At 67.0% G+C, this 10,989-nt stretch carries 12 protein-coding genes; 10 read left to right on the top strand and 2 right to left on the bottom strand.

Annotated features, from left to right (window positions below; translation table 11 throughout):
• Positions 1–216: 216 nt before the first annotated feature.
• The 10 genes from NKF06_RS17640 to NKF06_RS17595 all read left to right on the top strand — a co-directional run bounded on the left by NKF06_RS17640 (position 217) and on the right by NKF06_RS17595 (position 8,263).
• The gene (locus NKF06_RS17640) at positions 217–993 is read left to right on the top strand and encodes an alpha/beta hydrolase (RefSeq protein ID WP_253246154.1); all 777 of its coding nucleotides are present in this window, start codon (positions 217–219) and stop codon (positions 991–993) included.
• 114 nt (positions 994–1,107) lie between these two features.
• On the top strand, positions 1,108–1,821 hold the full coding sequence (locus NKF06_RS17635) for a type 1 glutamine amidotransferase (RefSeq protein ID WP_253246153.1): 714 nt from the start codon (positions 1,108–1,110) through the stop codon (positions 1,819–1,821).
• 164 nt (positions 1,822–1,985) lie between these two features.
• Positions 1,986–3,149 (top strand): acyl-CoA dehydrogenase family protein, encoded by a 1,164-nt coding sequence (locus NKF06_RS17630; protein WP_058826830.1) that lies wholly within the window; start codon positions 1,986–1,988, stop codon positions 3,147–3,149.
• 108 nt (positions 3,150–3,257) lie between these two features.
• The gene (locus NKF06_RS17625; protein WP_253246152.1) at positions 3,258–3,548 is read left to right on the top strand and encodes a hypothetical protein; all 291 of its coding nucleotides are present in this window, start codon (positions 3,258–3,260) and stop codon (positions 3,546–3,548) included.
• A gap of 161 nt (positions 3,549–3,709) precedes the next feature.
• Complete coding sequence (locus NKF06_RS17620) at positions 3,710–4,432, top strand: PGF-CTERM sorting domain-containing protein (protein ID WP_253246151.1); 723 nt, start codon at positions 3,710–3,712, stop codon at positions 4,430–4,432.
• Between the two features lie 144 nt (positions 4,433–4,576).
• The gene (locus NKF06_RS17615; RefSeq protein ID WP_253246150.1) at positions 4,577–5,653 is read left to right on the top strand and encodes a PGF-CTERM sorting domain-containing protein; all 1,077 of its coding nucleotides are present in this window, start codon (positions 4,577–4,579) and stop codon (positions 5,651–5,653) included.
• Positions 5,654–5,794: 141 nt separating this feature from the next.
• Positions 5,795–6,118, top strand: coding sequence for a ferredoxin family protein (locus NKF06_RS17610; RefSeq protein ID WP_058826827.1), 324 nt, complete (start codon positions 5,795–5,797; stop codon positions 6,116–6,118).
• A 44-nt stretch (positions 6,119–6,162) separates the two neighbouring features.
• Positions 6,163–6,537, top strand: coding sequence for a VOC family protein (locus NKF06_RS17605; protein ID WP_058826826.1), 375 nt, complete (start codon positions 6,163–6,165; stop codon positions 6,535–6,537).
• A gap of 120 nt (positions 6,538–6,657) precedes the next feature.
• Positions 6,658–7,110: a ferritin-like domain-containing protein gene (locus tag NKF06_RS17600; protein WP_058826825.1), complete on the top strand. Its 453-nt coding sequence runs from the start codon at positions 6,658–6,660 to the stop codon at positions 7,108–7,110.
• A gap of 190 nt (positions 7,111–7,300) precedes the next feature.
• Entirely contained in the window at positions 7,301–8,263 is a 963-nt protein-coding gene (locus NKF06_RS17595) for an L-lactate dehydrogenase (RefSeq protein WP_253246149.1), read from the top strand.
• A 43-nt stretch (positions 8,264–8,306) separates the two neighbouring features.
• Here the strand turns inward: NKF06_RS17595 and NKF06_RS17590 are convergent, their stop codons facing one another.
• Together NKF06_RS17590 and NKF06_RS17585 are read right to left on the bottom strand one after the other, a co-directional pair.
• On the bottom strand, positions 8,307–10,424 hold the full coding sequence (locus tag NKF06_RS17590; protein WP_253246148.1) for a heterodisulfide reductase-related iron-sulfur binding cluster: 2,118 nt from the start codon (positions 10,422–10,424) through the stop codon (positions 8,307–8,309).
• Between the two features lie 81 nt (positions 10,425–10,505).
• Positions 10,506–10,989, bottom strand: a 484-nt coding sequence (locus NKF06_RS17585; RefSeq protein WP_253246147.1) for an energy-coupling factor transporter transmembrane protein EcfT, incomplete at its 5' end; no start/stop codon positions are given.

Here is a 10,989-nt window from a genome sequence, read left to right as displayed (position 1 = left end):
GGCCCCGCGGACTTCGCGCAGGGCGGCGGCCCCGACGTGGACGCGCTCGACGACGCGCTCGACGAGGCTCCCGACGTGCTCCGCGCGGTTCTGAACGCCTGAGTCGGTCGCGCGCCCGACCCGAGTTCGCTTTCAGTTTCAGTTTCGGTTTCGGTCTCGCTTTCTCCGCGTCCGCGAGACGGACGCCCTAAGTCGCTCGCCCGCCGAGCCCACGGTATGCCCACGGCAGTCGCGGACAGGGTCGAACTGTACTACGACAGCGAGGGCGACGGCGAGACGGTCGCCTTCGTCGGCGACGCGGGCTACGGCGCGTGGCAGTGGGGCTGGCAGCACGCCGCCGTCGCCGGCCCCTACGAAAGTCTCGTGACCGACCTCCGCGGGGCCGGCCGCTCCGACGCGCCCGCGGGGCCGTACTCGGTCGAGACGCTCGTCTCCGACCTCGTGGCCGTCCTCGCGGACGCGAACGTCAGGAAGGCCCATCTCGTCGGATTCGGTCTCGGCGGGATGGTCGCGCTGGAGGCCGCGCGGACGACGAACCGCGTTCGGAGCCTCGTCCTCGTCGGCACCGCCGCCTCGGGAGCGGAAATCGACCCCGAACCGCTCTCCGCCGCGCCCGACGACCTGGCCGCGCTCCGCGAGTCGCTCGCGCCGGCGCTCTCTGAGGAGTTCCGCGCGGAACAGCCGGACGTGGTCGAGCAACTCGTCTCGTGGCGCGAACGGGAAGACGCTAACCCCGAGGCGTGGGCCGCACAGGCCGCAGCCGTCGTCGACTACGACGCCGGTCCGCTCTACGAGGTGACGGTTCCGACGCTCGTACTTCACGGCGGCGACGACCCGGTCTGGCCGGTCGAAGGCGGTCGCGCGCTGGCCGAGGGACTCCCGCGCGGCGAGTTCGAGTCGTTTGCGGGCGCGCGCCACCTCGTCACCGTCGAGCGGTCGCGCCTCGTCAACGACGCGCTCGTCTCCTTTCTCGAATCGCTCGACGACGACTGAGCGGCGCTCCGGCGCGTTCGCTCCGGCTTCGTCGCCGACGCGCCCCGTCCGAGGTGCCGGCAGAGAGCGTTCCGGGCGCAACTTCTTTAGAGCCGCACCGACTGTCTCTCCACGATGACCCGCCCGCGACTCGCGTTCTTGGACGCCTCTCACGGCGATTCGAGCACGTTCCGAAACTTCAGGCGCGAACTCGACGCCGACCTCGTCGAGTTCGACGTGACCGACGGCCGCCTCCCCGACCACTTCGACTACGACGGCGTCGTCATCACTGGCTCGTCGTCGTCGGTCTACTGGGACGAGGCGTGGATTCGGAACCTCGTGTCGTGGGTCGCCGACGCCGACGAGCGCGGGCTCCCCCTCTTGGGCGTCTGTTTCGGCCACCAGGTCGTCGCGGCGGCCCTCGGCGGTACCGTCGAGGACATGGGCGCGTTCGAACTCGGCTACAACGAAGTCGAGCGGACTCACCCCGACACCGAGGACGACATCCTCACCGGTATCGACGAGCGCTTCACCGTCTTCACCTCCCACGGCGACCGAGTGACCGAACTCCCGCCGGGCGCGGAACTCCTCGCCCAAAACGAGTTCGGCGTCCACGCGTTCCGCCGGAGCCACGCCTTCGGCGTCCAGTTCCACCCCGAGTACGACACCGACACCGCCGAGGCCATCGCGAGGCAGAAAGACTTCCTCCCCGACGAGCGGATTCGGTCGGTCATCGACGGCATCACGCCGGAGAACTACGCCGCCGCCTGTGAGGCCAAGCGCCTGTTCGACAACTTCGTCACCTACGTGAACCGGGCGAACGCGGGCTCGGTCGAATCGGCGGCCTGAGCGTTCCGACAGTCGCAAGCCGTTTTCGAGTCGTCCCCGAGCCGTATCCGAGTCGCTGCCGAGTCGTTCCCGTCCGGCTTTCGTCCCCGACTTTTCGGTCGTCCGTCCCCCGCGAACCTCGCCCGAGCGAATCGCTTTTCACCGCGCCGGGCGCAGGGTCTATCATGCTCGATTATCTGGAATTGGAGGGCGACCTGACCGGCGAAGAGAAACTCGTCCGCGACGAGGCCCGCCGCTTCGTCGACGAGCAGGTCAAACCCGACATCGGCGAGCACTACGAGGCCGGGACGTTCCCGACCGAACTCATCCCGCAGATGGGCGACCTCGGCTTCTACGCCCCCAACCTCGACGGCTACGGCCTCCCCGGTCTCGGCGAGCGCGCCTACGGCCTCCTGATGCAGGAACTCGAAGCCGGCGACTCCGGCCTCCGGTCGATGGCGAGCGTGCAGGGGTCGCTCGTCATCTACCCCATCCACGCCTACGGCTCCGACGAGCAGAAAGAGCGGTGGCTCCCGAAACTCGGGTCGGGCGAGGCGGTCGGCTGTTTCGGCCTGACCGAACCGCAACACGGCTCGGACCCGTCGGGGATGGAGACCCGCGCCGAGCGCGACGCCGACGGCTACGTCCTCAACGGCTCGAAGACGTGGATTACGAACTCGCCCATCGCGGACGTGGCGGTCGTCTGGGCGCGCGACGTGTCGGCCGAGGGGTCACCCGTCCGCGGCTTCCTCGTCGAGACCGACCGCGACGGCGTGACGACGAACAAAATCGAGGGGAAACTCTCGATGCGCGCGTCGGTCACGGGCGAAATCGGCCTCGACGACGTGCGGGTTCCCGAGGAGGGCGTACTTCCCGGCGTCGAGGGGATGAAGGGGCCGCTGTCGTGTCTCACGCAGGCGCGGTTCGGCATCGCGTGGGGCGTCGTCGGCGCGGCCCGAGACGCCTTCGAGGACGCCCGGCAGTACGCGAAAGACCGTGACCAGTTCGGCGGCCCCATCGCGCGCTTCCAACTCCAGCAGGGCAAACTCGCGGAGATGGCGACCCAAATCACGAACGCGCAGTTGATGGCCCACCGCCTCGCCGACCTCAAAGAGCGCGGCGACCTGCGACACCAGCAGGTGTCGATGGCGAAGCGCCATAACGTCCGCGTCGCCCGCGAGGTGACCCGAACCGCCCGCGAGATGCTCGGCGGCAACGGCATCACGACCGACTACTCGCCGATGCGCCACATGGAGAACATCGAGACCGTCTACACATACGAAGGGACCGACGACATCCACACCCTCGTCCTCGGCGCGGACCTGACGGGAATCGAAGCATTCCACTAGGACTGGGGAGCGGATGCCCCCGTGGCTTTCGCGGTCGTGCGTGACGTATGACAACAGTACACATACATTTATACCTCCCCGCCCATAGGATACGATAGAGGCCCCACAATGACCACATCGGCCCAGGACCGTCCGACGGCGCTCGACCTCTCACGTGAAGAGACGTGGGTCGTTCACGCCGCCTTGCTCGACGCCATCGAGCGGGCGGTCGATGCAGACGAAGAGCCGACACCGGCCCCCAGCCTGCTCGCGCGGGTCGAGGCCGGCGACGAAGATTTCGACAGCGCCGAACTCGACTATCTCGTAGACGCCCTCCGTACCTATCGGAAACAGGCGCCCGTCCGGGACGACCACCACATCTCGCGCGTCCTCGAACACATTGAGGCCGCGCGGGCATAGCTCTCCGACCCGACGCCGCCCGCTGATTTCCTTTCGATTCCACCGATGCCCCGAGCGGCCGCGCTCGCGCCTCACTGTCCTCCCGTCTCGCGCAGTAGCAATTCTAGTTTGACATTACGATATGGAAAATAACTTATCTGACCTCTGAAAAGAGGTGGTCGATGCGACCCTCCAATCGATCCGCGCTACTGACGACGACCCTCCTCGTCGCCGCTGTCCTTGCGGCGGCGGTGATGCCCGCGGCCGCCGCCTCGGGCCACTACGAGTTCACAGACGACGCGTACACGGCCGAACAGGGCGAGGTGGTCTCCATCACGCTCTCCGGCGCGTCGGACGCGAACAACACGTCCGCGGCGCTCGCCGGCGAGAACAACACCGTCCCGCTCCGCATCGGCGGCGAGGACGTGAACTTCGCCGTCAACGCGACGGTGGTCGACGAGGACCGCGACGGCAACGTCACCCTCGAACTGAACACCTCGACGGCGGGACAGACCAACGCCTCGTCGTACCTCAACGCCGCCGGCAACGACTCGGTGAACGCGACGCAGACGACCGAGACGCTCCCGGCGACGCTCAACGCGGGCGACTACTCGCTCGCGCTCGGCCCGGCGAACAACTCGACCGACACGGCGACGCTCTCGCTCCAGGCGGCGGAGACGACGACCGAACCGGCAGAGACGACTGAGACGACTGAGACGACCGAGTCGACCGACACCGAGACGACCACGACGGCGGACGAAACGAACGAGACGACGACGAACGCGTCGGCGACGACCGACGCGACCACCGCGACCGGCACCAGCGACACCGGTATCCCCGGATTCAGCGCCGTGCTCGCCGTGGTGGCGCTCCTCGCGGCTGCGTTCCTCGCAGTTCGGCGATAGCGCCCGAAACGACTCCGCGCGACGCCACTCTCGATTTTTCCCTACCTCGCCCGGATAGCCGCGGCACCGCCGTTCGTCGCCGCAGGCTCCGCCTTAAATGACAATCCAATAACTATTTCATTCGGACGCGAGAACGCCTGACCGATGGCACCCTCCAGACGATTCGAACTGCTGACGACGACGGTGCTCGTGGTGGCACTCCTCGCGGCCGCGACGACCCCCGCGGCGGCCGCCGAGGACCACTACGATTTCACGGACGACGCGTACACGGCCGAACAGGGAGAAGTGATCTCGATCACCCTTGAGGCCGGTGACGAGGCGAATGACACGTTCAGGCTCCACCTCGGGTCCGCGGACGTCGGACTCGCCGCCCACGCGACGGTGGTCGACGAGAACGACGACGGCGAGGTCACGGTTCGGGTGAACACTTCGATGGCGGGACAGACCAACGCCTCGGCGTACCTCTCTGCCGCCGGCGAGGACTCGCTTTCGAACACCTCGCAGTCCACCTCGCGGCTCTCTCACATTCCCGACGCGGGCGACTACGACCTCCGAATCGGCCCGTCGGACGACCCGAACGCGACGGCGCACCTCGTCATCGAGGAAAACGAGTCCGCGACCGACCCGATTTCCGGCACGCCGGAGTCGGAACCGAGCGGTGACCCCGACTTCAATGAATCCGTGGTCACCGCCAACGTCGCCGGGTCGGGCGTCGCGGAGATTCCGGTTCGGTTCGGCGGCACGGAGACCGTGACGGTCTCCATCGAAGCCGACGAGACCGGGTTCTCGACGGTCCTCGAACTCACCGACGCCGACGACGACGGGTCGGCCAACATCACCGTCGATGCCGCGGCCGACGCCGAGTCGCCGCGGGACATCGTGTCGGTATCGGACGGCGACGACGCCGAGTTTCAGTCGATGAACGAGTCGGTCCCGACGCTCGAAGCCGGGATGGATTACGACCTCGGTGTCGCGCACAACGGGTCCGTTGTCAACGTCGCGACGCTCGTGGTCCGAGACGAACCCGTGGAAACGACCACGTCGATTGCGACTGAATCGACCGAGTCGACGACCGCGGACACCACCGAGTCGACGACGAACGCGTCCGCCTCGGCGACGACCGAGGCGACCGGCACCAGCGACACCGTCGTCCCCGGATTCGGCGCCGTGCTCGCCGTGGTGGCGCTCCTCGCGGCCGCTTTCCTCGCGGTTCGTCGCTGACGCGCCCCGGCGTCGGTCGGATCCCGACTTCGATTCCGATCTCGACCCGACTCCAAAACGACCCTCGACCTCGACTCCGTCCCCGATTTTTCGCGTCGCCGATGCGGACGTTTTAGTACGCGGTACGGCCAACGCCCGGCAATGGCTATCGACTCGAACTTCGACCAGAACCGGGAGCGAGCGGGCGAGGAAAACGGCGTCGCCGTCTGGGGCCCCGTCGAACCGCCGGAGAAACTCGGCATCCACGGCACTCACGTCGCCGTCGACTACGACATCTGTCTCGCGGACGGCGCGTGCCTCGAAAACTGTCCCGTGGACGTGTTCACGTGGGTGGATACCCCCGACCACCCGGTGAGCGAGCAGAAGGTCGAACCGACCAACGAAGACCAGTGTATCGACTGCATGCTCTGTGTCGACATCTGCCCCGTCGACGCCATCGACGTGGACGCCTCGCGGCAGGCCTGACACGAAGACCAGACGTTATCTCTCCCCGCCGCGTCGCGTCCGCCATGGGTCTCATTCACACCGCCCTCGTCGTCTCCGACATCGACGCCACGCTCGACTTCTACGCAGATCTCGGCCTCGAACAGACCAACGAGTTCGAACTCGACGGCGTCCGGAACGTCTACGTCGGCAGCGACGACACCGACATGGAACTGCAGTTCAAGTACGACCCGACCTCGACAGCACGCGTCGAACCCGCGGGCATCGACCACGTCGCCATCGAGGTCGCCGACGCTGACCGCGCCTTCGAGGACATCGTCGAGGCGCAGTCGCCCGAGGTCGTCAAGCCGCCGGTGGACATCGACCCAGCGAACGCCCGCGCGGCGTTCGTGAAGGACCCCGACGGCTACGTCGTCGAACTCGTCGCGCTCGAAGACTGAACTCCCTCGCGCCGTCGACCGTCTTGCACGCTGATTTTCGCCGACACCGACGCCTCGACCACCGACGGGGTCGTCGCGGCGAACAGCTATTTGTTGCCAGAGCGTCAATACGAAGTCGCTATGTCTGAGGACGTAACCGCGCTGTTGAAGCGCGCCTATCAGGACGAGATCGAGACCGTGATGAACTACATGACGAACTCCATCGTCCTCGACGGCGTCCGGGCGGAGGAGATAAAAGGGTCCCTCCAGACCGACATTCAGGAGGAACTCACCCACGCCGAGCAGTTGGGGAACCGGCTGAAGCAACTCGACGAGAAGCCGCCGGGCTCGGCGTCCTTCGAGGCGCGCCAGCACGACCTCCAGCCCCCGGAGGACAGCACGGACGTGCTCGCCGTCATCAACGGCGTCCTCACGGCCGAGGAGGACGCCATCGAGACCTACCGCGCGCTCATCGACGCGGCGGAGGAGGCCAACGACCCCGTCACCGAGGACCTCGCGGTGACCATCCTCGCCGACGAGGAGGCCCACCGGACCGAGTTCCGCGGCTTCAAGAAAGAGTACGACCGCGAATAGGCCCACCAGCCGCCGACGCCGACCGGCGGGCCACTGCGCGACGGTTCGACGGCGCTCCGAACTCACCATTTTTCGAAAAAGTGTCAGTATTGATCCGTATCTAACAAATTATAATCTGTTACAAAAGTAGTACTCCCAGTTCTTCGAAACGGAGCTTTGTTTTTATCAACCGCTCGGCCGAACGACCGGTATGAGAACTGAACGCGGCAAAGGTACGGTCGCAATCGTCGGGGGTGCAGGCGCAGTCGGGTCGAGCACGGCGTTCGCGCTGATGGAGAGCAGTCTCGTCGGCGAAATCGTCCTCGTCGATATCGACGAGGAGCGCGTCGAGGGCGAGGCGATGGACCTCAACCACGGCTCGTACTTCACGTCGCCGGTCCGCGTCCGGACGGGCGACTACGAGGACTGCTGGGACGCCGACGTGGTTATCGTCACCGCCGGAGCCAGCCAGAAGCCCGACGAGACCCGACTCGACCTGATGGAGCGGAACGCCGACATCTTCGCCGACATGATTCCGCAGATTACCGAGGGGTTGAACGACGACGCCGTGATGCTCATCGTCACCAACCCCGTCGACGTGCTGTCGTACGTCACGTGGAAGGTGTCGGACCTGCCGGCCGAGCGCGTCATCGGCTCCGGAACCGTCCTCGACACGTCGCGGTTCCGCCACGCGCTCAGCCGCGAGTTCGACCTCGACCCGGCGAACGTCCACGCCTACGTCGTCGGCGAGCACGGCGACAGCGAGGTCCTCGTCTGGAGTTCGGCGAACCTCGGCGGTATCCCGTTCGAGTCGTACGCCACCAGCCACGGCGTCGACGACGTCGACGCGCTCAAAGCCCGCGTCGAAGAGGAGGTCCGCGAGGCGGCCTACGAAATCATCGAGCGCAAGGAGCGGACGAACTACGGCGTCGCGCGCTCCGTGGCCGCGACCACCGAGCGCATCCTCGGCGGCGACAACTCCATTCTCACCGTCTCGACGCTGGTCTCCGGCGAACACGGCATCGACGGCGTCTACATGAGCCTCCCGTGTACCGTCAACCAACGCGGCGTCCGCGACGTCCACGAGTTCGACCTCTCGGAGGTCGAGACGGCGGCGCTCCGCGAGTCGGCGGGCGTCATCCGTGAGTCCATCGACCGCTTGGACTTAGAATAGAATCGGAGAGAAGAGACCAAAATAGCACAGCCGCGTCGCCGACTCAGTCGGCCGACGCGGGCGTCGTGTCCGTCCCCGTCTCGGTCGTCGCGGCGGCCTTCGCGTCGAGCGCCTCCACGACGAGTTCGGAGATATCCACGATGTCGATGTCGTCCTCGTAGTCACCGGTCTTGCGGCCGTCTTCGTACATCGTCGCGCACATCGGGCAGGCGACGACGAACCGCTCCACGCCGCCGGTCGTGTCGTCGAGCGCCTCGCGCAGGCGCTCTTCGGACGGCTTCGACTCCTCTTCGTGGTCCATCCAGAGGCCGCCGCCGCCGCCGCCGCAGCAGAACGACTGGTCGCGGTTGCGCGGCATCTCGGCGAGTTCGACGCCGGTCGCACGGATGACTTCGCGGGGCGCTTCGTACTCGCCGTTGTAGCGTCCGAGGTGACACGGGTCGTGGTACGTCACGGTCTGGGCGGCGAGTTCGTCACCAGCGAGGCCGAGGCGGTCGTCGCCGACGAGGCGCTCGACCAGTTGGGTGTAGTGGTACACCGGGTAGTCGAACGAGTCGTCCATCTCCGGGTACTCGTTTTTGAACGTGTTGTACGAGTGGGGGTCGGTGCAGACGATTTTGTCGAACTCGCAGTCGGCCATGGCGGCGACGTTGTCCTCGACGAGCATCTCGTAGAGACCCTCCTCGCCGACGCGGCGCACGTCGTTGCCGTCGTGCTGTTCGTCCTCGTAGAGGATGCCGTAGGAGACGCCCGCTTCCTCGAGGATACGGGCCAGCGAGCGGGCGACGGCGCGGTTGCGCTCGTCGTAGGAGGGGTAGTCGCCGACGTACCAGAGGAACTCGACCGATTCGTCGCGGGCGTCGGGCACCTCGAAGTCGAGGTCGTCGGTCCAGTCGGGCCGCTTGCGCTGTGGGTCGCCGAAGGCGTTGCCGTTCTGGAAGATGTTCATCATCGCCTCCTGGACCGGCTCTTGCTGTTGGCCCGTCTCGGTGAGCCGGCGGTTCATCTCGGTGAAGTGCGTGAGGTGTTCGATATCGACCGGGCAGGCGTCCATACAGGCCATGCAGGCCATGCAGGACTCCATCGACTCGGCATCGACGACGGAGGTGCCGCCGTCCGCGACGATGTCGATTGAGTCGCCGCCGGCGTCGACCGACTCGCGGTAGGTCTTCAGGTCGAGAATCACGTCCCGCGGGTCGAGGTTGCGGCCGGAGGCCTTCGCCGGGCAGGCGTCGGTACAGCGGCCGCACTTCGTGCAGGCGTCCATGTCGAGCATCGCCTTCCACGAGAAGTCGTCCTCGGAGACGTAGCCGATTTCGTCCGGCGGCGTGTCCGCGGGCACTTTCGGGAGGCGCGTGCCCGCCTTCTCGTCAGCGGTGACGATGTTGGCGAAGGAGGTGAGCATGTGCAGGGGCTTGGCGTAGGGGACGGCGGCGACGAACGCCAAGGCGAGGAGCGCGTGGGACCACCAGCCGAACCAGTAGAGCGTCTGCGCGAGGCCCTGGCTCATGCCCCCGGCGTCGAACACGAGGGCGACGAAGTAGCCGACGAAGCTCACCGTCTCGAACTCGGGGAACTCGGTGCCGACGATGCGGATACCTTCGAGGACGTAGCCGCCGACGCCGAGCAGAAAGAGCGTCCAGACGAACGCGGCGTCCTCGAAGCCGGTGTGTTTGCCCCACAGCCGCGGGTGTCGGACCCCGTAGCGCCGCCACAGCGCCATCCCGACGCCGACGACGAACAACAGGCCCATGAGGTCCATGACGAACGAGTACGAGAGGTAGAAGTCGCCGACGAAGAAGGAACTGCCCGTCACCCGCCGCCACACGTCGATGTCGATGGCGAGGATGGTCGTCCCGATGAGGAGCGTCAGGAAGCCCCACATGATGAAGGCGTGCATCACGCCGGCGAACCGGTCGCGCTTGAACTGCTTTTCGTTGGAGAACACCACCTTCGCCGCCCGGACCGTCCGTCCCGGAAGGTCGGACAGCCGGTCGAACGGGTCTTCGCCACCCCGCGCGTATCGAGCGAACCGCTCGTACACCCCGTAGAGGAAGACGAGCGACGCGATGGCGGCGAGGCCGTAGAAGAGCGCCTCGCCGACCGGACTAATCGTCCAGAACGTCTCTCGCGTAACATCCGCCTGTGCCGCAAAGTCCATAATCAATCACCGGAGAACGGAGGGTTAAATCTTGCCACCCGAGGCGTGTCGGTCGGCGGATTACGAGCGCCCCGGGCGACCTCAGAACGCGAGGCTGGCGAGGAGCGCGGCGGTGAGGACGAGTCCGGGCGCGTCGCGCCGGCCGAACCGAATCTCCGGGAGCGTCGGGTTCCACGCGAAACACCGCGCGCGGAGGGCGAGCGCGAGCGCGTCGGCCCGCGCGAACGACCGCCGGAGGCCGCCGGCGGCGACGAGCGAGAGCCGTTCGTCCAGTCGTCGCTCGCTCCCGAGGCGGGCCGCCTGCGCCTCGCGGACGCGGAGTAGATCGCGGCGGACCAAGGGGAGAAACCGGAAGACGAGCGCGACGCCGACGCCGAGCGCGACGCCGATGCGACCCGGCACGAGCCGCTGAATCGCCGCGCGGGACTCGCGAACGGGCGTCGTCCTGACGTACGCCGCCGCGACGAAGAAGACGAGCAGCACGCGGACGCTGGCGAGCGCCGGGTCCACGGCCGCCTCGGGGTCGAACCACGGCGCGCCGAGGCGGGCGGCCTCGACGACCGGG

The sequence above is a fragment of the Haloferax sp. AB510 genome (genome assembly GCF_024136985.1).
Lineage (GTDB): Archaea > Halobacteriota > Halobacteria > Halobacteriales > Haloferacaceae > Haloferax.
Note: the sequence above shows the minus strand (reverse complement) of the source record. Positions and strands in the feature narration are given on the sequence as shown.

Excerpts from the sequence above, each read along its gene's own strand:
- NKF06_RS17640 (WP_253246154.1), top strand. The coding sequence starts at position 217 with ATGCCCACGGCAGTCGCGGACAGGGTCGAACTGTACTACGACAGCGAG.
- NKF06_RS17635 (WP_253246153.1), top strand. The coding sequence starts at position 1,108 with ATGACCCGCCCGCGACTCGCGTTCTTGGACGCCTCTCACGGCGATTCG.
- NKF06_RS17630 (WP_058826830.1), top strand. The coding sequence starts at position 1,986 with ATGCTCGATTATCTGGAATTGGAGGGCGACCTGACCGGCGAAGAGAAA.
- NKF06_RS17625 (WP_253246152.1), top strand. The coding sequence starts at position 3,258 with ATGACCACATCGGCCCAGGACCGTCCGACGGCGCTCGACCTCTCACGT.
- NKF06_RS17620 (WP_253246151.1), top strand. The coding sequence starts at position 3,710 with ATGCGACCCTCCAATCGATCCGCGCTACTGACGACGACCCTCCTCGTC.
- NKF06_RS17615 (WP_253246150.1), top strand. The coding sequence starts at position 4,577 with ATGGCACCCTCCAGACGATTCGAACTGCTGACGACGACGGTGCTCGTG.
- NKF06_RS17610 (WP_058826827.1), top strand. The coding sequence starts at position 5,795 with ATGGCTATCGACTCGAACTTCGACCAGAACCGGGAGCGAGCGGGCGAG.
- NKF06_RS17605 (WP_058826826.1), top strand. The coding sequence starts at position 6,163 with ATGGGTCTCATTCACACCGCCCTCGTCGTCTCCGACATCGACGCCACG.
- NKF06_RS17600 (WP_058826825.1), top strand. The coding sequence starts at position 6,658 with ATGTCTGAGGACGTAACCGCGCTGTTGAAGCGCGCCTATCAGGACGAG.
- NKF06_RS17595 (WP_253246149.1), top strand. The coding sequence starts at position 7,301 with ATGAGAACTGAACGCGGCAAAGGTACGGTCGCAATCGTCGGGGGTGCA.
- NKF06_RS17590 (WP_253246148.1), bottom strand. The coding sequence starts at position 10,424 with ATGGACTTTGCGGCACAGGCGGATGTTACGCGAGAGACGTTCTGGACG.